Origin of the sequence: Acinetobacter sp. SA01 (genome assembly GCF_011319235.1) — a bacterium.
In the GTDB taxonomy this organism is placed as follows: Bacteria; Pseudomonadota; Gammaproteobacteria; order Pseudomonadales; family Moraxellaceae; genus Acinetobacter.
This window is the reverse complement of record NZ_WXXM01000001.1, coordinates 83,603-109,788: the sequence shown is the minus strand read 5'-3', so window position 1 is coordinate 109,788 and position 26,186 is coordinate 83,603. Positions and strand designations below refer to the sequence as shown.

Genomic DNA, 26,186 nt, shown 5'->3' with positions numbered 1-26,186 from the left:
GCGTTTGCCTCCCTTGGATGAATATGCTGTGAATTCGCAACAGATTGAAAATGGTGTGGTGATGCTGAAGAAGCGTCAACGCAATGTGATGTTATTGGCGATCACCAGCAGCACCATTTTCCTTGCTTCAGTGGTGGCTTGTTTTCTACAGCATGATTTTGTCTATAGTTTTTTCGGTATTACCACGGAACTGAAGCAATTGCATATACCGCTCAGTGTAGATGCAAACCTTGCTGAACTTGGCCAGCATCGGGATTATTTTAGTAACCTGTTGTCATGGTTTGGCTGGCTGATTCTAAAGATGTTCGTTTCTTTTATGGGCGCATTTTTTGTCATTCATTTTTTGAAAAAAATCCGTTTCTTCTATGTCCGTTTTCAGTCTTTTATTTTGAAGTTTGTCGGCTGGATTATTGCTTTTATTGTGCTGTGGTCAGGCTTGACCTATCTGCAATATGATTTAAATAATGAAGAGAATGATGCCTATAGGGAAGTCATTCAATACGATAAAAATATTCAGCAAAGCGAGCTGGCACAATATTTACAGCGTAGTGAAGTCGATGAGCCAGTCAAAGCTTATCTGCTGGCCCAGACAGCATTACTACATCAACCAGTGGATAAGGATGCGGCTATTCCACAAGTTCTAGCTTTAGTGAAAGCGGAAAAAACAGATCCTGATTTTTTTGAATATGGTTTTAAGCCTGAACAGCTCTGGACCATGCAGCATCAGCTTTATGGACAAAGTCTAACGCCAATGGCAAAGATTGTTTCCAGACAGGTAGCTCAGGCAGAGCAAATGAGTTCAGTGGTACAAATTTTGATTATTGCTGCTGCCATACTGTTCGGAATTTTAAGTGTAATTCTACTGCTGCTGTCGCAGCATTTAAAAAGGCGAATATTCAGAGTTGAGCAACGTATGCAGCTTAAATGATGCATTTCAAAAGCCCTGGAATGGGCTTTTATTATTTTTTGATGCCTTTTTCAGTGAGATGATTCAGGCAATGCTGAAGGGCAGGATAGACCAAAACAGGGTAAAACTTATTTAATTTAATATTCCGATTGTAATTATAAAAACAAACTGTTTTACCTATTTAAATATTTAGCCTACTATAGCTTTATTAAATAAGCATTTACTCCCTTGGAGACGTTAGCCATGTTAGACCAAAATACTTCAGCACAACTTAAAACACTCTTGGAACGTCTGGAAAGCCCGATTGAACTGGTGGCGACTTTGGATAATTCAGATAAGTCTGACAAGATTAAAGAACTGGTGACTGAAGTTACAGCTTTGTCTGATTTAGTCACTGCACGCTTCGACGGTACAAATAAACGGGCCCCAAGCTTTGGGGTGGCAAAACAAGGTGAAGAACCGCGTGTCTTCTTTGCCGGTTTGCCGATGGGACATGAATTTACCTCCCTGATTCTGGCCTTGTTACAAGTGTCGGGTTATGCCCCAAAAGTGTCGGATGAAGTCTTGGCACAGATCAAGGGTTTAAGTTTAACGGCTGATTTTGAGGTATTTGTTTCCTTAAGCTGCCATAACTGTCCGGACGTGGTACAGGCTCTAAACCTGATTGCGATTTATAATCCAGGCACCACGGCGACCATGATTGACGGTGCATTTTTCCAGGATGAAGTGGAACAACGCAAGATCATGGCGGTACCAATGGTCTTCCAAGACAACGCCCACATCGGTCAGGGCCGTATGACGCTGGAAGAAATCATTGCCAAACTGGACAGCAATTCTGCAGCCAAAGATGCTGCAAAGTTAAATGCCAAAGACGCCTTTGATGTGCTGGTGATTGGTGGCGGCCCTGCCGGCAACACCGCAGCGATCTATGCCGCGCGTAAAGGCATTAAAACCGGAATCGTGGCAGAGCGCATGGGCGGTCAGGTCATGGATACCATGGACATTGAAAACTTCACTTCCGTACAGAAAACCCAGGGTCCGAAATTTGCCGCCGAAATGGAAGCGCATGTACGTGAGTATGGTGTGGACATCATGAACCTGCAACGTGTATCCAACATCAAAGGTGCGGATGAAACGGCCAACGGTTTAGTTGAAGTCACTCTGGAAAATGGGGCGACACTGGAATCCAAAACCATCATTTTATCGACAGGTGCACGCTGGAGAGAAATGAACGTTCCGGGTGAGCAGGAATATAAAACCCGAGGTGTGGCGTACTGCCCGCACTGTGACGGTCCACTGTTTAAAGGCAAACGTGTTGCAGTCATCGGTGGCGGTAACTCGGGTGTTGAAGCAGCGATTGACCTGGCCGGGATTGTCGAGCATGTAACTTTGGTGGAATTTGATACCAAACTGCGTGCCGATCAAGTCCTGCAGGATAAGCTTAACAGCTTGCCAAATACCACCGTGATCAAGAATGCGCTGTCGACTGAAGTAGTCGGTGACGGTTCACAGGTTACTGCACTGAAATACAAGGACCGTGCAACGGATGAAGAACATACGATTGAACTGGCGGGAATTTTTGTACAGATCGGTTTGTTGCCAAACACCGATTTCCTGAAAGAAACCGCTGTTGAACTGACCAATCGTGGCGAGATCGTGATTAACGAGCGCAACGAAACCAACGTGAAGGGTGTGTTTGCTGCTGGTGACTGTACCACAGTGCCGTACAAGCAGATCATCATTGCTACAGGTGAAGGTGCCAAGGCATCGCTATCTGCCTTTGATTACATTATCCGTTCGGGACAGTAACTAAAAAAGCCAAAGTGGCTATGTATATTGACATAGACACTTTGGCTTTAGTTCCCCAAGTTTTTGTTTTACCCTGTTTATAGGAACTCAGCATGCTAACTCTGGGTTCCTTTTTTTATTATGACCATTTCCATGGTTATTCTGTTCTTCTGCATTTTTTGTTTTGCCTTTTTATTTTTCTTTCCCCAAACTTGTTGTATTATTAATTAAGCAATTTTAATGCCATCTCCAAAGATTTTTTTAAGATTTGAATAAATTCAAGTCCTTAAACTTCTGCATCAACTGTTCTTGCGTTTCCATATGTTCAGGATGAGGAATAATGCACTCAATTGGACACACGGCTACACAGGTTTGGTGCTCATAAAAGCCGACACATTCTGTACAGCGCTTCACATCAATTTCATACACCTTGTCACCCTCATAAATGGCCTCATTCGGACATTCAGGCAAACACATATCGCAGTTGATACATTTATCGGTAATCAGTAAAGCCATCCTGATCTCTCAAACTAGATGGCTTGATAAGCCAAAGAAGATGCTGAAATATCTGCCGTTGAATTCGGCAAGTTACGAATCAGCAGGGCATAGTTCATGTCAACATCGGCAGGAACAGGAATATCCACGACATGGCCTGAACCTTTGGCATCTTCAATCAGGTTACCTTTTTTATCTTTCATTTCTGTTAAAGTAAAAGTGATATTGCCTGAAGTCGTCATCAGCTCAAGCGAGTCACCCACCACAAAACGGTTTTTGACTTCAATCTTGATATAGTCACCATTGCGTTCCAGAACTTCGCCAACAAATTGCTGATGGTCAAAACGCGATGAACCGGTTTCATAATTTTGATATTCAGTATGTATATGACGACGCAGGAAACCTTCCGTATAACCACGATTTGCCAAACCTTCCAGCTGAGTCATCAGGGATGGGTCAAATGGCTTGCCCTCTAGCGCATCATCAATGGCTTTACGGTAGATCTGTGCAGTACGCGCGCAGTAGAAATATGATTTGGTACGACCTTCAATTTTTAAGGAATGAATACCCATTTTGGTTAAACGGTCGACATGCTGTACCGCACGCAAGTCTTTAGAGTTCATGAAGTAGGTGCCATGTTCGTCTTCTTCAGCAGCAAACATGTCTTCTTCATTGCGTTGTAATAAAACCGGTTCGCCAAATTGGTGTTGTTCTAGGGCGTGTTGCTCATCGGCATCTTTGTTTTTGCAGCATGATGATGATTCTTCAATTTGTTGAACTGGAATCACATCTCCAGTTTCATCTTCAGCTGCTTCGTGAATTTTGTAGTCCCAGCGACAGGCATTGGTGCAGGCGCCTTGATTAGCATCACGTTTATTCATATAGCCAGAAAGTAAGCAACGACCGGAATAAGCCATACATAATGCACCATGCACGAAAACTTCAATTTCCATGTCAGGAACATTATTTTTAATTTCTTCAATTTCTTCGATAGAAAGTTCACGTGACAGAATGACACGAGTCAGACCCATGTTTTTCCAGAATTTGACCGTTGCCCAGTTCACGGCATTGGCCTGTACGGACAGATGTACAGGCATGTCGGGAAAATGTTCACGCACCATCATGATTAAGCCTGGGTCGGACATGATTAGTGCATCCGGATTCATGGCAACCACTGGTTCCAGGTCACGAATGAAGTTTTTCAACTTGGAGTTATGTGGCTGGATATTCACCACCACATAAAACTTTTTACCTAAAGCGTGTGCCTCGGTAATACCAATGGCCAGATTGTCATGATCGAAAGCATTGTTACGCACACGTAAACTATAACGTGGCTGACCTGCATATACCGCATCGGCACCATAGGCAAAAGCATAGCGCATGTTTTTTAGTGAGCCGGCAGGTGAAAGAAGTTCTGTAACGTGAGTAATGCTCATGACAAAATTAAAGGCATATTAAAAATATGGCTTAATTGTATGGATTTAAAAATTAGATTCAACCCAGTAAATTAGTTGGATATTTCCTTATTTTCGGCTTCGAGTTGTTTTAAAATCTGGCAACTGTCAATGGTTTTGGTGCTACTGCAAGAAGCCCGTAGCTGGATGAGCTGTTGTTGAAATTTTTGTAATTCTATAATTTTATCAGTGACTTGTTTAATATGTTGTTCAATCAGCTGATTCACTGCATGGCAGCTTTGCGAGGGCTGTTGTTCTAGTTCAAGCAATGCTTCAATCTCGCTGAGTGAAATATCGAGCGTGCGACAGCGTTTAATAAACATCAGTCGTTTGAATGTATTTTCATCATAATAGCGATAATTATTGTCGCCACGAAAGCTGGGTTGGAGCAGATTCTTCTTCTCATAAAAACGGATCGTGTCAGTGCTGAGCTGGGTCTTATTGGCTAATTCTTTAATTAAATAATATTTAGGTGTATTCATACTTGACCTTGGAGTTACTCCATAGTTTTGAATAACAATAATACAAACAAGGTTTTAAATAAAGTCATAGAGGTGGTGAAAAATGGCATGTAGTTGCAGTCATGAACCTGCACCGCAAAAGCCACATAGTAAATTTCGGACTGCTTTGTGGATTGCGCTCATTATTAATATTGTGATGTTTATCGTGGAATTGATTGGGGGAGCATATGCCCATTCATCGGCACTGTGGGCAGATGCACTCGATTTCTTTGGTGATGCGGTGAATTATGGCATCTCACTTGCCGTATTGGGTGCAAGCCTATACTGGCGTGCTACGGTGGCGTTGTTAAAAGGCGTGACCATGGCGCTGTTTGGTTTCGTGGTTATGGGTAAAGCTATTTATGCCTATCTACAAGGTATTCCGCCTGAAGCCATGACTATGGGGGCAATTGGTCTGCTTGCTTTAATTGCCAATGTCACTGCGGCAGTGATTTTATATGCCTTTCGTGATGGTGATTCAAATATGCAGTCGGTCTGGCTGTGTAGCCGTAATGATGCCATTGGTAATGTCGCGGTGATTTTGGCTGCCGTCGGTGTGTTTGGTACAGGGAGCATGTGGCCTGATATTGTCGTCGCTTTAATTATGGCAAGTTTAGGTTTAACAGCAGGATATCAAGTCATTCAAAAATCTTTACAAGAGCGCAAAGAGAATAAGCCTTTTGTACATGCATCTGAGTAATTAAAGGGAAAAGTCAAAAAAACCGAGCTACTAAGCCCGGTTTTTTATATTCAGGGAATCTTATTTTTCAACGAATGCACGTTCAATTACGTAGTCGCCTAGAACACCCATACGTGGAGATTCTTTTAGACCATGCTGATCAAGAAGAGCAGCTACGTCGTCCAGGAATGCCGGGCTACCGCAAAGCATGGCACGGTCAGTTTCCGGGTTGAAACGTGGCAGACCGATTTTTTCGAATAATTGACCAGATTCAATGGCAGTGGTTACACGACCTTGAGTATGGAACTCTTCACGAGTTACAGTTGGGTAATACACTAATTTTTCTTTAGCACCTAACTCACCGAAGAATTCATGGTTTGGAATTTCGTTGAGAATTAAATCTTGGTATGCCAATTCTGAGATGAAACGTGTACCGTGAACCACGATGATTTTTTCGAAACGTTCGTAAGTTTCAGGGTCACGAATCACAGACAGGAATGGAGCAAGACCAGTACCAGAAGAAAGAAGGTACAAGTTTTTACCCGGGTTCAAATCGTCCAGAACCAAAGTACCTGTAGGTTTTTTAGAAACCAGAATTTCGTCACCCACTTTTACTTTTTGCAGAATAGAAGTTAAAGGACCATCTGGAACTTTAATAGAGAAAAACTCGAGTTCTTCTTCGTAGTTAGCACTTGCAATTGAATAAGCGCGCATTAAAGGCTTACCATTCACTTCAAGACCGATCATCACAAATTGTCCGTTTTTAAAACGTAATGCAGTATCACGAGTTGTTTTAAAAGAGAATAAAGTGTCATTCCAGTGGTGGACGTGAGTAATCTTTTCGACGTTGAAAGCAGCCATTAAAGGTCTCAATAAGTTATCAAATTAGAACAGGTTACTATTCTAATCTAAAAACATTCTCGATAAACTGAATATATTTAATTGAACTTATCAGAAAAAGTGATTATGACTGAGCTTAAAATGCCAATAATCGGGTATATGAGATCGCCCTATAAAGAAAAATTTGGCATTCCACGCCAACCCAATCTGGTACAGGTTGAGTCCTATATTGAAATGGTTGAACCTTATAATGATTTGTCAGCTTTTGAAGGGATTGATGAATTTAGTCATCTCTGGCTGTTGTGGCAGTTTCATGAAAATAAAAATAAACAGGAAAGTCAAAAGTTTAGACCACAAGTTCGTCCGCCGCGCCTAGGGGGGAATACAAAAATTGGGGTATTTGCAACACGCAGTATGTACCGTCCATCACCGATAGGTCTATCCGTTGTCCAGCTGAAGACAGTGAAAAAAGTTGGCAAGTCTGTACGTGTGTATGTGACAGGGAGCGATCTTCTGGATGGCACGCCGATTGTCGATATTAAACCTTATATCCAATATTCAGATGCTGTCGTTACGGCGCAAAGTGGTTATGCACAGGATGAACCTGAACGACATTCTGTGATCTGGACAGAAAATGCCGAACAGCAAAAGCAGACTTTGCTCAAGCAAAAGACACTGACAGCGCAAATTGTAAACGAACTTGAACAGGTTTTATCGCTTGATCCAAGGCCGGCTTATCAAAATGATGTGGAGCGGATTTATAAAATGAAGTTTGCCGATTTTGATATCAGTTTCAGGGTGGACTTGGATGGCATTACAGTCATAGAAATTGTTGAACTTTCAGCTTAATGTTGTACCAGCCACCAAAGTACACCGATCAAAACAGCCATATGCAGAATTTGTATAGGTGCAAAATAAAGTGCAAATTTTAATCCTCCGCTTATTGCTGCATTAATGCATTTAGAAACGGCATGAGCACCCAGACCTAACATCATTGCATAGAGCAAGCTTGCATTTGTCGGTTCACCCTGAATCACTACAGCGGCTGCAGCGGCATGAATTTCAAACAGTGAAGCCAGCAGTGTACCTGCAATTAATCCGGAATCACCCAGTAAGAGTTCTAGGCCATGTACACCGGCCTGAATGACCGTTAATGTCCCTGCAATAATGGCTGCTTCTTTTAGACTGAACATGGCACTATCTACAGGTTCTGTTTCTTCGACACGCCCTGCTTTACGTAAAAGCCAGTAAGCACACAGTGCTAAAATGCTGATTGCAATGAGCGAGGGAAATATCAGCAGCTTTAGCCAGATTAAGGAGACTCCTCCTACCACAATCAATAAAAGTACCAAAGTGGATACACATGACATCAGTGCTGCACCGGCATTGGATCGGGCATCGGCTTCTTCATTGCGTACTTGTATACCTAAATGTGCAATCATTGCTGTACTGGAAACAAATCCGGAAGCAATTGCAGAAAGTATGAGAGCTTTCTTACTTGAAAGTAAACGTTTGGCAATGTGTGCCAATGCTTGCACGACAAGAATCAGGGTGAGCAGTTTTAAAATAATATGCGGATTAAGCACGTTGCCCCATAAAGGTGTATCAGGGGTCAGCGGTAAAGCGATTAAAATTAGGGCCAGTAAAAATACACCATCTTTAAGTTCTGCCCCGGTAATCCATTTTCCAGCAATCCCATGCATGGACTGTTTCATCATTAAAATGAAGGTCAGTATCACAGAGAGACTAGCAGCCAGCGTAATATTCCACACACACAGCGCACCAATGAAATAAGTCATGACAAAAGCCAGTTCGGTGGTAACCCCGGGATCTTGCAGCTGGTTCTTCAGTGAAAAAATACCGATACCGCCTACAATCAGCGCACCAATCACGCCAAAGATATCGCCAAAAGCAAAACACAAGGCTCCCAGTAGAGCGCAGATTGCGAATGAGCGAACCCCGGCAAAGCTATGCTGATTTTCACGTTGCTTGCTGCGTTCACGTTCCAAACCAATCAGCAAGCCACAGCCCAATGCTGCTGCCATAATCATCAGCAAGGCTTGAAATGATGTACTTTGAAGGGGCAGATTCAGCATATTATTCACAGGGAAAATCCAATTATCGGGTTATGCATATTCAGCTGCTGAATTAAACAGCATATTCGGCATTATTGGCTATAAATGTCCGAAAGTAAAAGCATAATGCTCATGAAAAACAGCTATAGTTTATTTTGCAGTAAACGGTTATATAAATCAGTTTAGAAAAAGATATGGGGATATCTTTTTCTAACAACGGACTGAAGCGGGATGATCTTTAGTTTGTTATAGTGTGTGAATGTTTTGGGGCATATAATAATGAAGTTTAATTTTGAAATGGATACATCTTGGTGTCTGGAACAACTACAAAAAGATGGACGTATTACCGAACGTAACAAGCTGCTGATCCAAACAACACACCGTCAACGTGAGCAACTGAAATGGCATCCCTTGCAGTGGATCGCACATTTTAATCTGGTCGATCAGGCGCATCCACAATCGACCTTAACCTTAAACCGCTTGTGCCAGTGGATTGCAGACAAAGCCAATATTCCTTTTTATATTATTGATCCCTTGAAGGCCGATGTTGGTGCTTTGACCAATATCATGTCGCAAGAATTTGCTGTGCGTAATAAAATTCTGGCCGTTGAAATACAGCCGGATAAAGTCCTGATTGCCACCGATCAACCGTTTAAAATGGAATGGGTGGCCAATCTTGAACATAGTATTGCCCCGAAAAAAATTCAGCGTGTGCTATTAAGCCCAGATCAGTTGCAGCGCTATCTGGTGGAATATTATCAGGTCAGCCGTGCGGTTAACTCATCGCAAAAATCCAGTGCCTATGACCGTGATAACAAAGGGGTAGAAGCGCTTTTACAACTGGGCGATACGCAAAACCCGGATGCCAATGATCAGCACATTGTCAAGCTGGTGGATTGGGTATTGCAGTTCGCTTTTGAGCAGGGGGCGAGCGATATTCATCTGGAACCGCGTAAAGACACCGGTAAAGTGCGTTTCCGAATTGATGGTGTATTGCATACCATTTATAAAATGCCGGCCAATACCCTGACCGCCGTGATTTCGCGGATTAAGATTTTGGGTCGCATGAATGTGGCGGAAAAACGCAAACCGCAAGATGGCCGTTTAAAAACCCGTACGCCTAAAGGACAGGAAACTGAGTTACGTCTATCTACCTTGCCGACTGCCTTTGGCGAAAAAATGGTGATGCGTATTTTTGACCCGGAAGTATTGGTGCGCAGTTTTCAGCAGCTCGGTTTTGAAGGTGGTTTACTGAATGATTGGCAGGCTTTAACTGCACACAGTCACGGCATTATTTTAGTCACGGGTCCGACCGGTTCGGGAAAAACCACGACGCTATATTCTTCGCTTAAACAGTTGGCGACTGAAGAAGTCAATGTTTGTACCATTGAAGATCCAATCGAGATGCTGGAACCGAGCTTTAACCAGATGCAGGTGAATCAGGGCATTGATTTAGGTTTTGCCGATGGGGTACGTGCCCTGATGCGTCAAGACCCGGATATTATTATGGTCGGCGAGATTCGTGATCAGGATACCGCCAATATGGCGATTCAAGCTGCCTTAACCGGCCACTTGGTGTTATCGACCTTGCATACCAATGATGCACCATCGAGTCTGACCCGACTGCATGACTTGGGTGTGCAGCCATTTTTAACTTCAGCCACGATTTTAGGCGTGCTGGCACAGCGTCTGGTACGTAAACTTTGCCCGCATTGCAAACAAGAAAGCTTTATTAATGAGCAGGAATGGAAGCATTTAACCTTTGATTATACGATTGACATGCCAAACTTCGTATTTCAGGCAGTGGGTTGTGAAGAATGTCGCCATACCGGCTATAAAGGGCGTGTCGGCATTTATGAGTTTATGCCTTTAAGCCTTGCGACCAAACAGATGATTGGTGCCGATGCGACTTTAAACCAGCTGCGTGATCAGGCCAAGAAAGAGGGCATTGAGCCGCTACGCATCGCAGGGGCACGTAAAGTGCTGGCAGGGATGACCACTTTGGAAGAAGTGTTACGCGTTGTTCCACTGAATTGAAATACTGCTTGAAAATGAAGCTATCTTAAGATTCACCTCATCTTGATTTGTTTTAATCATGCTATCGAAATGAGCAACAACTTAATGAGGGTTTGAGCATGAACATGATTTCTAAAACAGCTTTAATGACCGCTTTGGTCGGTGCAACAACATTCGCCGTTGCAAATGCTACCGTAAATCAAGCTGCAATTGCACCACAAAAAGCCACTACGGTTAAACAGGCTTTAACTTTAAAAGATGACAGCAAGGTACAGCTTAAAGGCTATGTGGTAAAAGCAGTCGGGGATGAAAAATACCAGTTTCGTGATAATACCGGCACTATGACCGTCGAGATTGACGATGAGTTATGGCAAGGTAAACCCGTAAATGCCAAAACGCCAGTGACCATCATCGGTGAAGTCGACATCGATTACAAACCGGCTAAACGTATTGAAATTGATGTGGATGCCATCCGTTTTTAAGTGATGCCATGATAGATCAAGATGTAAGAGATTCTTCCTGATTTCTCCCCAAAACCACATGCATGTCATGTGGTTTTTTTGCAATCATGTGGTTTAAAAAACTGGTATCTTAAACAAAAACATATCCAGACATGAGAACAAGATATGCGAATCTTAGTGGCAGAGGATGATGCTTCCCAAGCAGAAAGTATCAAAACATGGTTGGAAATGGATGGCTACAATATTGACTGGGTGGAACGTGGCGATCATGCCATTTTAGCCATTGAACAGCATCAATATGACTGTATTCTGCTCGATCGTGGGCTACCCAAAGCCAGTGGCGATGACATTCTTAAAGCTCTACGTGCGCATCAGCAACAAACCCCTGTGATTTTTATTACTGCACGGGATAGTATTCATGACCGTGTTGAAGGGCTGGATTTGGGTGCCAATGATTATCTGGTCAAGCCTTTTAGCCTGGAAGAACTTTCTGCACGTGTACGTTCGCAATTACGCCAGCATCAAAGCAGTGCCGGACAATATCTGCGCTATGCAAATTTAGTCCTCGATCCACAGGCCAAAACGCTTATTCAGGATGGAAAGACCATCAATCTAACCGCCAAAGAATTTCAGATTTTACATAAACTAATGCAAAAGCCGGAGCACGTAATTACCCGTGAACAGCTGGAAGAATCACTTTATGCCTGGGGCGATGAAATAGAAAGCAATGCCATAGAAGTGTTTATCTATCAATTGCGTAAAAAGATTGGCAGCCAGTATATTAAAACCATCCGTGGTTTAGGCTATCGCATGAGTCAGGGTTAGTATGTCAAAAGCCATTTCTCTACAAACCAGGTTAATCAAGACCTCATTATTCAGTTCCATGTTGGCTGGGGTTTTGGCCTTGCTGCTTTTTGTGGGGATTTCGCTGTACCAGACCATGCAGGTGCAAGACCAGATCATGGATGAAATTGCAGATATGCTGTTGATTTCAGATGTAAGTACGAGTTCAGGACAACAGGTCGATGAACTCAGTGATGAATTTGATATTCAATACCAGTTAAAAGATCAGCAACAGGTGCTGAGCGAATCAGAAAATTTCCATTTGGACCATCTGTCTTCAACGTTCAAAAATAATGTCGATGAAGGTTATGATCTGATTTGGCACGATCAGCAGTTGTGGCGTATCTACACCTCGCAAAATCCTGAACTGAATACGTCGGTATTGCTATTGCAGCCGATGGGAGAGCGCTTTAAAGCTTTGGCTCAAAATGTCATGGGCTATGGCCTGATTTTAATTGTGCTCTGGTTCATTCAGTGGCTGATTTTACATTTTGCCGTGAAACGCCAGTTTAAAGTCATTCATCAACTGTCCAGAGAAATTTCAGCTAAAAGTGCGGATGATCTCGCACCGATTCAGCAGCAAGTACCTGAATTAAAAGAATTACAGCCGATGGTATGGCAGTTGAACCAGTTATTACAGCGGCTTGAACAATCTCTGGTGGCAGAACAGCGTTTTACTGCGGATGCTTCGCATGAATTACGTTCGCCCTTATCGGCTATTCAAATGCGTTTGCAGGTACTGAAACGTAAATATCCGGAACTCGACCAAGACTTGGCGAGTATTCAAAATGATGTCAACCGTGGTACACAGGTGTTAGAAAACTTGCTGTTACTGGCACGACTGGACCCGGCCCATACGGGTCAACTGCCCAAGTCTGAAATGGATATGAACAGGGTAATCAATGAGGTCTTGCAAGCCTTACAGCCCTTTGCAGCCGAGAAAAATATTCAAATCCAGACACAATTCGCCGAAAATCTGGTGATTACTGGAAATGACAAACTCATTTTCAGTTGCCTGCGCAATCTGCTGGACAATGCCATCCGTTATGCTGGGCAAAATGGTCATGTATGGATTGAGATGCAGCACGAGCAATCATACATCAGCATCGTGATTGAAGATGATGGACAAGCTGTGACAGAAGAGGTTTTACAACGACTGGGTGAGCGCTTTTATCGGGCATTGGGTACTAAAACCCAAGGTTCAGGATTGGGGTTGTCGATTTGTAAAAAGATTATTGAATTACATGTCGGTGAAATCCATTTTTCTCGGTCGGCACATGGTGGATTAAAAGTTGAACTGCAATTTCCATTGCATATCCAGCGTTAAAAAGCAGTATGTTTGCGCTCATACTGCTTGTTTCCATGTTTATTATGGTTGAGTGAATTATTTTTATTTGGTCAGAATAAGACGATTGTTACGGGTTAAACGTAGACGGTATTCTTCTCCAGCATGCATAATCCGAATTTCTCGTCCAAGAGCAAACAGATTGTTCGAGTGCAACATGGGAAGTGAGTGAGCTGCATCGTTATTACGGATAAATAGGCTAAATGGTGCGTTCATTCCGTCGATTCCGTGGTATGTATTGAATTATTTAAATGATAATCATTATCAAATAATTCTGTCAATTAATTATTTAAGATTTTATAAAAAACTTAAATTTGCTTACACTCTGTAATATTTTCATGCCGAGGAACAGGGAATGTTTAAACCCATCATTGATGTTGCCATTGCAATTTTACTCCATCAGAACAATGTGCTGGTCGGCTGGCGTGAAGCGAAACAGCATCAGGGCAATAAACATGAATTTCCGGGAGGAAAAGTGGAGGAGGGTGAAACGCCTTTGGCGGCATGCCGCCGTGAAATTTATGAAGAAGTGGGAATTGGTCTGCATGAATGGCATGCCTTTGATGTGATTGTTCATGAATATGAAGATGTAATCGTCAAGCTGCATTTATTTCATGCCGTTGTACCGACTGCTTTATTGAATGAAATTCAACAGCCGTGGAGCTGGTACAGTCGTGAAGACTTGTTGAATCTAAATTTTCCTAAAGCCAATTTAGCCATAATTCAGCGCCTGTATTGGCCCCATCAGATTAAAATTTCAGCGCAGCTGGATGATCTGGCACAGTTAAAACAGGACCAGTTGTTATATTGGCGTGTCGAGGGAACTCAGCAGCAGCTCACGGAACTGGCTAAGCGCAGTGTGGAGCATTTGCCTCGGTTGATTGTCAATGTCGATATTTTTGAACAATTAAACTCGATTCAACAGCAAGCCATTTCCGCCATTCATTTAAAACAGCCACAACTGATGGCATTAAAGCCGGGTGATTTGCAGATCGGTAAACGTTACATTGCGGCATGTCATGATTTGGCTTCAATGCAACAGGCGCAAAATATCGGTTGTGATGCAATCTTGTTGAGTCCTGTTCTGCCTACAGCCACCCATCCAGAAGCTGTAGCCTTGGGATGGGAACCGTTCAAGTGCTGGGTTTCGCAGGTCGATATACCGGTTTTTGCCTTGGGCGGCATGCAGGTGGGTGATCTTGCCATTGCTAAAGAGCAGGGTGGTTATGGCATTGCCGGGATGAGATTTTTATAAAACAAAGACACAGGATGTATTGAGACGATCAGTTCAATATTTCCTCAAGTTTATAAGCCTTGCAGGGCTTTTTGCGCCTGTTGAATGGTTTTTTGATCTTTTTGCTGTTGTGCAGCTTTTAAAATGGCCTGCCAAAGCTGTTTCTTCATGGCATTGGTTTGTGCATAACTAAGCCCGCGTTGTGCCAAAGCTTGAGCATTTGCAGGCCGATTCTTTTTATTGGCAATCAGGGCCAGGTACAAGAAGGTTTCAGCAGATTGCGGCGCAAGGCGTTGAGCTTGCAATGCCGCAGCCTCAGCTTCATTCCATTGCCCTTGCTTATAGGCGAGTTGAGTTTTTTGCATGAGCTTTTGAAATGCAGGTAGCTGGCGGCCATCATCAAACTGCTGTTTGCTCTGTTGCTCAGGAACAATCACCTGCATCTTTTTACGTTGAATTTCTTCACGTTCATAAGGGGTAATGACCACGCCCGAGGGTGTTTTAATGTCCTGTTTTTGTGTAGATGCAGGCTTCGACGGCTGTTTGGTCTCAGGGGCAGGCAGGCTTTGACAGCCCACCAAACCGATCAGGATCAGGGCGATTAGCCCGTGTTTATGCCGTTTAAATTGCCCATTCATGCTTAACGTTCACCCTTAATTGTCAAAACTACCGCTTGAAATGACCTGATTGGTAGAACCATCGTTCTGGGTTTCAGTGTCACTTTCACGAATATAGTTACCAATACTATCGTTTTGATCGACGGGTGTCTGATTGTTTTCAGTATCAGGTGTGTCAGCAGGTTCTACCTGATAATGCGGTATACCACAACCGGTGGCCTGACGTGGCATGTTACTGCGTAGTAATGGAATGTACATCGCACCTTCACAGCCTTGTGCGGATAGATGACCCGTCGAACGGTCAATCCATTGCCATTGCACACTGTCAGTTTGACGCAAGTTAACCGGTTTTTGACGCAACTGTTTCATGACATTAATCCAGACCGGAAGTGCACCTGAAGAACCGGTTAGACCAGTCACCTTGTTATTATCCAGACCCAACCAGACTACGCTGAGATAATTGCCTGAATAGCCTGCAAACCATGAGTCACGGGTATCATTGGTGGTACCTGATTTGCCTGCCAGTTTCAAGTCGGCAGGGAAAGCGCTATAAGCGGCACGCCCCGTACCTGAGCTCATCACTTGTTGTAGGCCATAGTTTAAGATATAAGCTGCAGAAGCGTCGATGGTTTGTTGTGGCGTCAGACCATAACGATCGAGCAGGCGTCCATTGGAATCGACCACTGAGCGAATGGACTTGATAGGATATTTGAAACCGCCGGTTGCAAAATTGCCGTAAATACTCATCACTTCCATCGGTGACATATCAATTGCACCCAGGAAGATCGACGGATAGTTTGGAATATTGGCAGTTACGCCAAATTTTTTCAGATGATTGCTAAAGGTGGAAATACCAAATTCCTGACCCAAACGTACTGCCGCGAGGTTATAGGAGTTTGCCAGGGCTTCGGACATAGGAATAACACCGTGTGCACCACCACTATAATTCCTAGGTGTCCAGTTTTTACCTTCACTTAAGATGCTGATGGCACTATCTTCAATGGGACTGGCCCAATTATAGCGTCCTGACTCGATTGCGCTTAAGTAAATGACCGGTTTAAGCAAGGAACCGACCTGACGTTTTGCATCCAGCGCACGGTTAAAGCCAGTAAAGTCCTGAGTCGAACCTAAAGCGGCAACCAGTTCGCCATTTTCAGGATGAGAAATTAAAACAGCACCTTGCAAATCTTTTAAACGTTGCGGGTTGGCATTGGCCAAATTGGAAACAGAGGCTTTAAATGCTTCTTGTACCTTGGTTTGGGCAATCGGGTCCAGCGTGGTAAAGATTTTTAACCCTTGATTGGTCAAGTCGCCTTCCTGATATTCGGTGCGTAGCTGTCGACGTACAATATCCATGAAATCCGGGAAGCGGGCAGGTCCCAAAGTGGGTTTTGCAATGACATTTAATGGTCGTGCAACTTCTCGTTCATACTGTTCTTGGGTCAGATAGCCCATCACCAGCATGTTGTGTAACACGATATCGCGACGTTTTTTTGCACCTTCCGGATTTTTCCATGGATTAAACAGGGACGGTCCTTGTACCAGACCGACTAAATAAGCCTGCTGGGCAATATTCAGTTCACGTAGCGGTAAGCCAAAATAAAACTGTGAAGCCAGACCATAGCCATTAATTGAATAATTGCCATTTTGCCCCAGATTCACTTCATTTAAATACGCTTCCAGAATTTCATCTTTGTCATAATGCAGCTCAATCAGCATCGCCATCAGGGCTTCATTGACTTTACGTTTTAAGGTTCTTTCCGGACTTAAATAGAAATTCTTCACCAGCTGCTGGGTCAGGGTAGAACCGCCCTGACGTTTGCCGCCAGTGAGATTGCTGACTACAGCACGCGCTGTACCACGAACCGATATGCCATGATGATGATAAAAATTACGGTCTTCTGTTGAGATCAGGGCTTCAATGAGCGGTTTAGGCACATTATTAAGCTTAATCAGCACACGGTCTTCATTATGTTGCGGATAAATTCCGCCAATCAGTAAGGGTTCTAAACGTGCAATGCCGGTAGAAGAAGGTTTGGTTGCACTGACTTCACCAACCTGATTATCATTAAAGGTAACTTTTAACACCTGCTCAGGTTCAACGCTGTCACCAAAGTCGAAGCCGCGGGTATGCACATAGATTGCATCACCGGAGCTTACATAATTGCCGGATTGGGCATAGCTATCAGAACTTTTATAGCCCAGCAGTTTGAGTTCCTGAGTGAAGTCTGTCTGGTTGACCGGCGCATTGCTATAAATTTCCAAAGGACGGGCAAAAACTTTTGCCGGAATGTCCCAGCGTTGACCTTCAAATTTATTGCGTACAATATTATCCATTCGGATTAAATAGATACTAAAAGCTAAGAAGATGCCAATGACTAATATTGAGAAAATAAGGGCCACTAAACCGATACCGCGTTCAGACTTCATCAATGATTATAAGATCCAAATAAATTGTGCTAATCATGCGAAGCTTTTCATTTTTTTGCAATAATTAATCTGTGAATGAAGAGAAAATATAACAATAAACCGCACAAAATATTTGTAATGAGTCTTTGATTTTATAAAAGATATTATTTTTAGTATTCAAACCGTATTTGCAAATAAATATGTTCATATTAAAGCAAGTGAACAGCACTATACCTCTGAGCTATTCTACTCAAAGTAATTTTGTAAACCGGGTGGCTTTTAGCATAAAAAATCAGGTTGATTATGGCTTTAAGTTCATGCAAGGTGAACAGATCTGAATAACTGGCTAAAATCAGGTTTAGTTTTTGAAATCACTGGATGGTCAATGCAATCTGAACTTAAAGCTTTTTAAAATGAACAGGGTTAATGCTATGATAGGCAGGAATCGTAGCGGAGCGATGACCTAGGTGCAAATTTCACATAAAACTTTTCGTAACATTGGATTAATAGGACGTCCAGATAAATCCTCCGTCGTGGAAACTTTAAGTCTTATTCATGACCATCTTTTAAGTTTGGGTTTACATCCTGTTTTTGATTCGGAAACAGCAGCCCTCGTCCCTTATAGCAATACGCAAACGGTAAGCCGCAGTTTACTGGGTGAAGTGGTAGATCTGGTCATTGTGGTCGGTGGTGACGGTTCTTTACTGCATGCCGCACGTGCCCTAGTCAGATATAATACTCCTGTCATTGGGGTCAACCGTGGGCGTTTGGGCTTTTTAACCGATATCAAGCCGACCGAGGTTATTTTTAAGCTGGATCAGGTGCTCAAAGGCGAATTTCAGCTCGACCGCCGTTTCTTGCTGGAAATGGAAATCCGCTCCAAAGGTGAAAGCATTTATGATGCGATTGCCTTGAATGATGTGGTTTTACATTCCGGCAAGTCGGTTCATATGATTGACTTTGAACTGAATATTGACGGTCAATATGTCTATCGTCAGCATAGTGATGGTTTGATTGTTTCGACGCCTACCGGCTCTACCGCTTATGCACTTTCTGGTGGTGGACCGATTGTCCATCCGAGTATGGATGCCATCTCTTTGGTGCCGATGCACCCGCATACCTTGTCTTCACGCCCGATTGTGGTCGGTGGACATAGTGAAATTAAGATTATCATTCGTGAAAACCGTGTCTTACCGATGGTCAGTGCCGATGGTCAACACAGCGTTTCACTCAGTGTCGGGGATAGTTTGCATATCCGCAAACATCCATTTAAATTGAATCTCCTTCATCCACCCGGTTATGATTTTTATATTGCTTGTCGTACCAAGCTGGGCTGGAACCAAGATTTTGACTCTTTACAACAGCAGGATTAAATGATGAATATTGAACAAATGCTGGCCGTACTCGATCCTGAAATTGTTGCGCGTTTAAAGACAGCAGTGGAAATTGGTAAATGGCCGAATGGCGTAGCACTTACGCAAGAGCAGCGTCAAATCTGTATGCAAGCGGTTTATGCTTGGGAAATAAAAAATTTGCCTGAGACTGAACGCAGTGGCTATATTGACCGCGGTACCAAAGAAGAAGATGAACACTGTGATTCACATGATCCGCAGCAAGATGAAGAATTCAAACCGATCCGTTTTGTTTAAATATTTATTTGTAATAAAAAAAGACACTGCGGTGTCTTTTTTTATATTTTAATTTTTTGAAAGGTACGACGGATGTCTTACCGATAAACCTCAATTTATAGAAGCTCATCTTGGTACTTTGGATAAGCCCAAAGTAACCAAAGGCATTGCCATCCGCAAAACTCGTTCCATACTATCATTTGATGAATGTTTCGCAGAACCATTTTTATCAAATGAAGTCTTGCCTCGAACAATTGCGAATGGCTTTGTCACGTATCATCTATTCTGCATCAAATCAGATTTTAGACTGGCGATTTAGCCATAGCTCTTTGGCTTTTAACATCGCCTCGTCATAAGAAGCACATGCTCCCATCGTGTATAAAGCAATTCCCATGGTTTCAGTGACAGCAATTTCGCCATATTCATGATCTTGCTTGCCTTCCCAGACGGCTTTAAAAACTGCTAAATCCAGTTCTTCTTCAACAGGAGTACGGTTTTCAGTCAATTTCGGTAATTCATGTTCGTACAGCTCGCCATTTTTAATTCCGCAGATTAAGGTTTTAGCATCCGGATTCCGTTCAAATTCACCACCTTCGCCTTTAATCACTGCACTATTTTGATAGCCCAGTTTAAATGCCGCCTGCTGGTGTGAAGTACGATAAGCCGGATGGAAAATAGCCTGCACAGTAGCTTTGGCATTAAAAGGATTAATTAAACGCGCTAAAGTATGAATAGGTGAGCGCAAGCCCATTACATTACGTAAAGAAATTAGATCGCTCAAAATAGGTGAAATCGCTGCTAAGGGCATATAAGCAAAATTGCGTTGTTGCAACTGCTGTTCCACCTCGCTGTCATTCTGGCAAATTGGATAACCAAGATATTCCAGAACCTGTTCGGTATAAAGGCGGTTAATGGTATGTCCAGAGGCGCCATGCATCACGACTTTATAGCCGTGTTGTGCTAGGGTCAGCGCTGCCAATAAGAACCAGGGATAATGTTTGCGTTTGCCAGCATAAGATGACCAGTCCAAATCCACATCTAAAGCTTTGAAAGTGAGCTGATCACGGGTGGCTTGTACAAAACCGGCCAGCTCATCGACAGACTCTTCTTTAACACGCAGTAGCATGAGGAAAGCCCCCAGTTGAACATCCAAAACCTCATTTTTTAGGATCATGCTGAATGCCTGATAGGCTTCGTCAAAAGTCAGCGAACGGGCACCGTTTTTTCCTTTGCCTATAATACGGACATATTGTGCGAAAGGATGTTCAGCATCTTTGTAGATATTTCTTTTGGTTTGCATAAGGAGTATTTCTTGGCAAAGGAAAATAGGATGGATAATAGTTTATAAAGATAAGGTAAATATTTCAGCCTAATTTAAATAAAAGTAACTTTAGTTATTTCGACTAATGTCTAATGAGTGGCGATGGTATTTTAAACAAACTTAACAATATAGACCGCATCAACAAATAAAAAATAGGTAAAATTTAACATTAGGTAAAATTATGTAGATTTGCTTATCAGCATGTGTGACCGAATAGGTGGATTTTTTATAAATTCAATTCATTCATAATGATAAGTTTATGATTTTTTTATATCCCAGTATTTGAGCTTACTCAATACTTTTTGTATGTTCTTTTGTGATGAATACAAAAGGATTAAAGGCTGTGTATTCGTAAGAATAGGCAAAACTGAATATTTCTAGTCTGAAATATCTAAAGAAGTAATGTTATGGCTAAGAAACCAATTTATAAGTCACTGTATTTTCAAGTGATTGTTGCCATCATTTTAGGTGTGATTGTTGGGCATTTTTACCCAAGTTCATCTGTAATCGTTGACGGCGTTAAGCAAAGTGTTCCAGGCTTGGGCGAGCAATTAAAACCATTAGGTGATGCCTTCATTAAGCTCATCAAAATGATTATTGCACCCGTGATTTTCTGTACTGTGGTTAGCGGTATCGCAGGTATGGAAAGCATGAAATCTGTGGGTAAAACAGGTGGTATCGCGCTGCTTTATTTTGAGGTTGTCTCAACACTGGCATTAATTATCGGTTTGCTGGTGATTAATATTGCAAAACCGGGTGTAGGGATGAACATTGATCCTGCATCTTTAGATACTTCAGGTATCGCCAAGTATGTGGAATCCGGTGCTTCACAATCGACCGTTGATTTCTTTATGAACATCATCCCGAATACGGTGGTGGGTGCCTTTGCCGAAGGTGAAATTCTTCAGGTCCTTTTATTTGCATTGCTGTTTGGTTTTGCGTTACATAAATTGGGCGATGCAGGTAAACCGGTCCTTAAATTCATCGATCAAATTTCGCATGTATTCTTCAATATCGTAAACATGATCATGAAACTTGCACCGATCGGCGCATTTGGTGCGATGGCATTTACGATTGGTAAATATGGTATTGGTTCACTTGCTCAGTTAGCTCAACTCATCATCTGTTTCTATATTACCTGTTTGCTGTTTATCTTCATTGTATTGGGGAGTATTGCGCGTTTCAGTGGTTTTAGTATCCTGAAATTGATTCGTATGATTCGTGAAGAACTCCTGATTGTCCTGGGTACATCATCTTCTGAATCCGTACTTCCACGCATGTTGAAAAAACTGGAAATTGTCGGGTGTGAAAAGTCAGTTGTGGGTCTGGTGATTCCTACCGGTTATTCATTTAACCTGGATGGTACTTCAATCTATTTAACCATGGCTGCAATCTTCATTGCACAGGCAACTAATACTCAGCTTGATTTAGCACATGAAATTACACTTTTAGCGGTGTTGTTGATCTCTTCTAAAGGTGCGGCAGGTGTAACAGGTTCTGGTTTTATTGTCATGGCGGCAACATTGTCTGCTGTAGGAAATATCCCGGTAGCAGGTCTGGCATTGATTCTGGGTATTGACCGCTTCATGTCAGAAGCACGTGCCTTGACGAATCTGGTGGGTAACTCATTGGCAACGATTGTAGTTGCAAAATGGGTCGGTCAATTAGATACAGTTAAATTAAATGAAGCATTAAACAATCCTGAAATGGTTGACCAAAAAATGCAGGAAGAAGCGACTCAAGCACACGCTTAATCGATGCAGATTTAAAAAGGAAGCTACGGCTTCCTTTTTTATTGACCCTAAGGTCATAAAATATAAAGCCTATACGACATGACAGATATCTATAAAGTGGATAGCATGAGAAAGGGACAGAACTACAACAACTCAATATAAGGATGCCGTATGTTGGCTTATGATGCTGATTTAGAATTATTCCGCGACAATTTCAAACGCTTTATGAATGAGCATATTGCTCCACATTATGAACAATGGGAACAGGAAGGCATTATGCCGCGTTCAGTCTGGAACTTGCTGGGTGAAAACGGTTTCCTGTGCGTAGATGTTCCTGAAGAATATGGCGGTTATGGCGTGCCAACCCATTATTCACTGATGCTGGTAGAAGAATCTGCACGTGCCGGATTTAGCGCACTATCCACCGGTATTTCCTGCCACTCTGAAATAGCAGCACCTTATATTTTGCATATTGGGACAGAAGAACAAAAGCGGTACTGGTTACCAAAAATGGTGACGGGTGAAGTGGTAGGGGCGATTGGGATGACTGAACCGGGTGCCGGTTCCGATTTGCAGGCCATGCGTACTAATGCCATCCTGAAGGAAGATCACTATCTGCTCAATGGTTCCAAAACTTTTATCTCGAATGGTCAACATGCTGACCTTGTGGTACTGGCGGCTAAAACTGATCCGCAAGCCCGGGCAAAAGGCGTGTCTTTATTGCTTTTAGATACACACCTGGAAGGTTTTAAAAAGGGCACTAACCTCAACAAAATTGGTTTGCATTCACAAGATACTTCAGAGTTATTCTTCGATAATATCAAGGTGCCTAAAGATCAGTTGCTGGGGCAGGCGGGGCAGGGTTTTGCCTATTTGATGCAGGAGTTGCCACGTGAACGTACTGCCATTGCCGCAACGGCGATTGGTGCCATTCGTGGTTCAATTGATGTCACCATTGCCTATGTCAAAGAACGACAAGCCTTTGGTCAGCCAATTAGCCAGTTCCAGAATACCCGTTTTGTGCTGGCTCAGGCGAAAATTGAGGAACAAGCGACTGCTGCTTTTTATAACCAGAATGTTGAGTTATATATGCAGGGTAAACTGGATGTGGAAACGGCAGCAGCTTTAAAAAGTTTCGCAACCGACATGCAGATGAAAATAGCGGATAAGCTGTTACAGCTGTTTGGTGGCTATGGCTATATGACAGAATATCCAATTTCACGTTTCTTTGTAGATGCCCGTATTCAGCGAATTTACGGCGGAACCAATGAAATTATGAAAGAGATTGTAGCGCGTAGCTTATTGGGGCGTTAATTCATGAATAAGATGCTGCAATAAAAATAGTTAAATAAATAGAATGGCACCCTAAAAGCTGGACACTAGATCTGACTTTGCAGGGTGCTTTTTATTGATTCAAAACCATTAAGCTTTCTTCTATAAACGCAGGTAAATCATCAGGAGAGCGTGATGAGATATACAGATTATTATCGTTGACCACAGCAACATCATAATAGACTGCGCCGGCATTAATCAGATCCTTGGCAACCGTTTTAATGGTGGTCATTAAGCGGCCTTTGACGACTTTGGCTGTAATCAGCAACTGCGGACCATAACAAATGCTCAAAATGGGTTTTTCTGCATGGGCAAATTTACGTACAAAATCCACGAAGCGGTCATCGCCACGGAGCCGGTCTGGAGAATAACCGCCAGGAATGAGCAAAGCATCAAAATCATGCACGGTCACATCATCTATACTTTGGTCAATGGTGACGGCTGATTTTCGCTTATGACCATAGACAATATTGCCTGCTTTGTTTTCAATATTTAAAATACTATGCCGTGCTGCACGAAAGGCTTGCACAGGTTCAGAATATTCGACATCTTCAAAATCATGGGTCACTAGCACGGCGATTCTTTTGGACATTATTTTTCTCCGAATTGCTTTGTTCACAGACTATAAATTAAACATTAAACTTTTGTGATGGAGTTTGGTAAAGGACTCTTGCATCTGTAAAATATCTGTAAGTTTACCTAGATAAGTGTTTTCAAGTATTTGTAAATATTAAAAAATTAAACTAAAAACTTTTGTTTCTACATGTGTCAAATGGTCAGCATGCAGAATTTTTCCGATGATTGATTTTGTTAATTATTTCAAAATGGCTGTGGATTTTTTGACTTTGTATGCGGTCAGATGGGCTTGATTGCGTTTTGTGTCGTTATTCATTGCGACATGAAAAGCTATCCTGGCTATCCAGGTTTGAAGTGACTCCTGAATGTGTTGATCTACAATACCGATCACTGTTGCTTGCAGAACTTGAAGATATTCGACCAGAATCGCTTAATCGAATCTTTTAAAATAAGAAAAATGGCTAAACATAATTCAGTATTAAGCGTTTTTAACGATGAGCTTATTTGCAAATACCAATAAATTTATTCAGTGAAATGACATAAAATTGCGAGCCAGATTGCTGAATTACAGATGTATAGCCGTGGTGTCTTTTTTAGCGAATTGGCAAAAGCTCAGCAATTTAAAATACTCCGGGCAAAAACATCAGCAATAAAATTGCTGATTAAATCAACTGTATGTTTTTAAGACTGAATCAATCAAAGTCTTATTGCGTAACATTTGAAAGCTAACTATTGTTATACTGTTTGCATAACGTTTTTGAAGGGCAACATAACAATGATCAACGACGATCAAAACACATCGACTTCTCTTGATCTGGCTCAAATCCGTCAGGATATTGATTCTGTAGACCAACAGATTCAACAGCTTATCAATAAAAGAGCAAAACTGGCTGAAGCTGTCGCAAAAGCAAAATTTGCTGCTGAAGAGAATCCATTGTTTTACCGTCCTGAACGTGAAGCACAAGTTTTACGTAATGTTATGCAGCGTAATGAAGGTCCGTTGTCTGACGTCACCATGGCGCGTTTATTCCGTGAAATCATGTCTGCGTGTCTGGCATTGGAAGCACCACAAAGTATTGCATTTCTAGGGCCTGTGGGTACTTATACCCATTCAGCAGTACTGAAACATTTTGGTCAGGATGCCATTGTCCGTCCACTGCCTACCATTGATGAAGTGTTCCGTGAAGTCGAAGCGGGTAGTGCGCATTATGGTCTGGTGCCAGTAGAAAACTCATCTGAAGGCGTGGTGAACCATACTTTAGACTGTTTTAAATCTTCACACTTAAACGTGATTGGTGAAGTTGAATTGCGTATTCATCACCAGTTCCTTGTGTCATCGAATACTCGTAAAGACAGCATCAAACAGATTTATGCTCATCAGCAAACATTGGCGCAATGCCGAAAATGGTTAGATGCTCATTATCCAGGCGTGGAACGTGTTGCCTTAAGCTCCAATGCCGAAGCGGCACGCCGTATTCGCAATGAATGGCATTCCGCAGCGATTGCGTCAGAAGTGGCTGCCAATATTTATGACTTGGAAATCCTGCACAGCAATATTGAAGATAATCCGGAAAATACCACTCGTTTCTTGGTAATTGGCCGTGAAAAAGTACCGCCAAGTGGCAATGATAAAACTTCATTATTAATTTCAGCACATGACCGTGCCGGTGCATTACTGGAAATTCTGGCACCCTTTGCCAAACACAACATCAGTCTAACCAGTATTGAAACCCGTCCTGCATTGCCGGAAAAATGGGCCTATGTATTCTTTATTGACCTGGAAGGTCATATCGAGCAAGAAAATGTGAAAGCGGCAATTGAAGAAATTCGTCCTTTGGTCAAAGAAGTTCGCGTATTGGGTTCATATCCGATCGCAGTTTTATAAATCACTCTGGTGGTCGGCTTGATTTTTTAATTTAAGGCTGATTCCTTT

24 protein-coding genes are annotated in these 26,186 nt (G+C 42.4%); 14 read left to right on the top strand and 10 right to left on the bottom strand.

Annotated features, from left to right (window positions below; translation table 11 throughout):
* Nucleotides 1-4 precede the first annotated feature (4 nt).
* Together GTU69_RS00555 and ahpF are read left to right on the top strand one after the other, a co-directional pair.
* Nucleotides 5-928 carry a hypothetical protein gene (locus GTU69_RS00555; protein WP_166166778.1) on the top strand — a complete coding sequence of 308 codons (924 nt, stop codon included), beginning with the start codon at nt 5-7 and terminating at the stop codon, nt 926-928.
* A 222-nt stretch (nt 929-1,150) separates the two neighbouring features.
* Complete coding sequence (gene ahpF / locus GTU69_RS00550) at nt 1,151-2,716, top strand: alkyl hydroperoxide reductase subunit F (RefSeq protein ID WP_166166776.1); 1,566 nt, start codon at nt 1,151-1,153, stop codon at nt 2,714-2,716.
* Nucleotides 2,717-2,956: 240 nt separating this feature from the next.
* Here the strand turns inward: ahpF and GTU69_RS00545 are convergent, their stop codons facing one another.
* From GTU69_RS00545 to GTU69_RS00535, 3 genes are all read right to left on the bottom strand, one after another.
* Nucleotides 2,957-3,211 carry a YfhL family 4Fe-4S dicluster ferredoxin gene (locus GTU69_RS00545; RefSeq protein ID WP_086195634.1) on the bottom strand — a complete coding sequence of 85 codons (255 nt, stop codon included), beginning with the start codon at nt 3,209-3,211 and terminating at the stop codon, nt 2,957-2,959.
* A gap of 14 nt (nt 3,212-3,225) precedes the next feature.
* A complete protein-coding gene (yegQ, locus tag GTU69_RS00540; protein ID WP_166166774.1) occupies nt 3,226-4,626 on the bottom strand; it encodes a tRNA 5-hydroxyuridine modification protein YegQ in 1,401 nt (466 codons plus the stop codon).
* Nucleotides 4,627-4,697: 71 nt separating this feature from the next.
* A complete protein-coding gene (locus tag GTU69_RS00535) occupies nt 4,698-5,126 on the bottom strand; it encodes a Cd(II)/Pb(II)-responsive transcriptional regulator (protein WP_166166772.1) in 429 nt (142 codons plus the stop codon).
* An 82-nt stretch (nt 5,127-5,208) separates the two neighbouring features.
* Between GTU69_RS00535 and GTU69_RS00530 the strand changes: the two genes are divergently transcribed.
* Nucleotides 5,209-5,844 (top strand): cation diffusion facilitator family transporter, encoded by a 636-nt coding sequence (locus tag GTU69_RS00530; RefSeq protein ID WP_166166769.1) that lies wholly within the window; start codon nt 5,209-5,211, stop codon nt 5,842-5,844.
* A gap of 60 nt (nt 5,845-5,904) precedes the next feature.
* Here the strand turns inward: GTU69_RS00530 and GTU69_RS00525 are convergent, their stop codons facing one another.
* Nucleotides 5,905-6,684, bottom strand: coding sequence for a ferredoxin--NADP reductase (locus tag GTU69_RS00525; RefSeq protein ID WP_005236496.1), 780 nt, complete (start codon nt 6,682-6,684; stop codon nt 5,905-5,907).
* Nucleotides 6,685-6,789: 105 nt separating this feature from the next.
* On the opposite strand from GTU69_RS00525, the gene tsaA reads away from it, so the two are divergent.
* Nucleotides 6,790-7,512 carry a tRNA (N6-threonylcarbamoyladenosine(37)-N6)-methyltransferase TrmO gene (gene tsaA, locus GTU69_RS00520; RefSeq protein WP_166166766.1) on the top strand — a complete coding sequence of 241 codons (723 nt, stop codon included), beginning with the start codon at nt 6,790-6,792 and terminating at the stop codon, nt 7,510-7,512.
* Here the strand turns inward: tsaA and GTU69_RS00515 are convergent.
* Nucleotides 7,509-8,759, bottom strand: coding sequence for a DUF4010 domain-containing protein (locus tag GTU69_RS00515; protein WP_166167806.1), 1,251 nt, complete (start codon nt 8,757-8,759; stop codon nt 7,509-7,511). The genes tsaA and GTU69_RS00515 overlap by 4 nt on opposite strands.
* A gap of 258 nt (nt 8,760-9,017) precedes the next feature.
* Here GTU69_RS00515 and GTU69_RS00510 point away from each other — a divergent pair, with 258 nt between their 5' ends.
* The 4 genes from GTU69_RS00510 to GTU69_RS00495 all read left to right on the top strand — a co-directional run bounded on the left by GTU69_RS00510 (nt 9,018) and on the right by GTU69_RS00495 (nt 13,385).
* On the top strand, nt 9,018-10,775 hold the full coding sequence (locus tag GTU69_RS00510; RefSeq protein WP_166166763.1) for a GspE/PulE family protein: 1,758 nt from the start codon (nt 9,018-9,020) through the stop codon (nt 10,773-10,775).
* A 98-nt stretch (nt 10,776-10,873) separates the two neighbouring features.
* Nucleotides 10,874-11,236 carry a NirD/YgiW/YdeI family stress tolerance protein gene (locus tag GTU69_RS00505; RefSeq protein ID WP_166166760.1) on the top strand — a complete coding sequence of 121 codons (363 nt, stop codon included), beginning with the start codon at nt 10,874-10,876 and terminating at the stop codon, nt 11,234-11,236.
* Between the two features lie 144 nt (nt 11,237-11,380).
* Nucleotides 11,381-12,040 carry a response regulator transcription factor gene (locus tag GTU69_RS00500; protein WP_166166757.1) on the top strand — a complete coding sequence of 220 codons (660 nt, stop codon included), beginning with the start codon at nt 11,381-11,383 and terminating at the stop codon, nt 12,038-12,040.
* 1 nt (nt 12,041) lies between these two features.
* Nucleotides 12,042-13,385: a HAMP domain-containing sensor histidine kinase gene (locus GTU69_RS00495; RefSeq protein ID WP_166166754.1), complete on the top strand. Its 1,344-nt coding sequence runs from the start codon at nt 12,042-12,044 to the stop codon at nt 13,383-13,385.
* A gap of 63 nt (nt 13,386-13,448) precedes the next feature.
* Here GTU69_RS00495 and GTU69_RS00490 read toward each other — a convergent pair whose 3' ends face one another.
* Nucleotides 13,449-13,619, bottom strand: a complete 171-nt coding sequence (locus GTU69_RS00490; RefSeq protein WP_166166751.1) for a hemin uptake protein HemP — start codon at nt 13,617-13,619, stop codon at nt 13,449-13,451.
* Nucleotides 13,620-13,758: 139 nt separating this feature from the next.
* On the opposite strand from GTU69_RS00490, the gene GTU69_RS00485 reads away from it, so the two are divergent.
* Nucleotides 13,759-14,658, top strand: coding sequence for a thiamine phosphate synthase (locus GTU69_RS00485; protein WP_166166748.1), 900 nt, complete (start codon nt 13,759-13,761; stop codon nt 14,656-14,658).
* A gap of 50 nt (nt 14,659-14,708) precedes the next feature.
* Here the strand turns inward: GTU69_RS00485 and GTU69_RS00480 are convergent, their stop codons facing one another.
* Together GTU69_RS00480 and mrcB are read right to left on the bottom strand one after the other, a co-directional pair.
* A complete protein-coding gene (locus GTU69_RS00480) occupies nt 14,709-15,275 on the bottom strand; it encodes a tetratricopeptide repeat protein (protein ID WP_166166745.1) in 567 nt (188 codons plus the stop codon).
* 15 nt (nt 15,276-15,290) lie between these two features.
* Nucleotides 15,291-17,684, bottom strand: a complete 2,394-nt coding sequence (mrcB, locus tag GTU69_RS00475) for a penicillin-binding protein 1B (RefSeq protein ID WP_166167803.1) — start codon at nt 17,682-17,684, stop codon at nt 15,291-15,293.
* A 446-nt stretch (nt 17,685-18,130) separates the two neighbouring features.
* Here mrcB and GTU69_RS00470 point away from each other — a divergent pair, with 446 nt between their 5' ends.
* Nucleotides 18,131-19,036 carry an NAD(+) kinase gene (locus GTU69_RS00470; protein WP_086195620.1) on the top strand — a complete coding sequence of 302 codons (906 nt, stop codon included), beginning with the start codon at nt 18,131-18,133 and terminating at the stop codon, nt 19,034-19,036.
* 3 nt (nt 19,037-19,039) lie between these two features.
* Nucleotides 19,040-19,312, top strand: a complete 273-nt coding sequence (locus GTU69_RS00465; protein ID WP_086195677.1) for a DUF1315 family protein — start codon at nt 19,040-19,042, stop codon at nt 19,310-19,312.
* 274 nt (nt 19,313-19,586) lie between these two features.
* On the opposite strand, the gene GTU69_RS00460 is transcribed toward GTU69_RS00465, so the two are convergent.
* Nucleotides 19,587-20,591 carry a glycosyl transferase family protein gene (locus tag GTU69_RS00460; protein WP_166166742.1) on the bottom strand — a complete coding sequence of 335 codons (1,005 nt, stop codon included), beginning with the start codon at nt 20,589-20,591 and terminating at the stop codon, nt 19,587-19,589.
* A 428-nt stretch (nt 20,592-21,019) separates the two neighbouring features.
* Between GTU69_RS00460 and GTU69_RS00455 the strand changes: the two genes are divergently transcribed.
* The gene (locus GTU69_RS00455; RefSeq protein ID WP_166166739.1) at nt 21,020-22,366 is read left to right on the top strand and encodes a dicarboxylate/amino acid:cation symporter; all 1,347 of its coding nucleotides are present in this window, start codon (nt 21,020-21,022) and stop codon (nt 22,364-22,366) included.
* 150 nt (nt 22,367-22,516) lie between these two features.
* Nucleotides 22,517-23,659 carry an acyl-CoA dehydrogenase family protein gene (locus GTU69_RS00450; protein ID WP_166166736.1) on the top strand — a complete coding sequence of 381 codons (1,143 nt, stop codon included), beginning with the start codon at nt 22,517-22,519 and terminating at the stop codon, nt 23,657-23,659.
* A 91-nt stretch (nt 23,660-23,750) separates the two neighbouring features.
* Here GTU69_RS00450 and GTU69_RS00445 read toward each other — a convergent pair whose 3' ends face one another.
* On the bottom strand, nt 23,751-24,269 hold the full coding sequence (locus tag GTU69_RS00445; protein ID WP_166166733.1) for a type 1 glutamine amidotransferase domain-containing protein: 519 nt from the start codon (nt 24,267-24,269) through the stop codon (nt 23,751-23,753).
* Between the two features lie 759 nt (nt 24,270-25,028).
* On the opposite strand from GTU69_RS00445, the gene pheA reads away from it, so the two are divergent.
* On the top strand, nt 25,029-26,138 hold the full coding sequence (gene pheA, locus GTU69_RS00440; RefSeq protein ID WP_086195615.1) for a prephenate dehydratase: 1,110 nt from the start codon (nt 25,029-25,031) through the stop codon (nt 26,136-26,138).
* Nucleotides 26,139-26,186 lie beyond the last annotated feature (48 nt).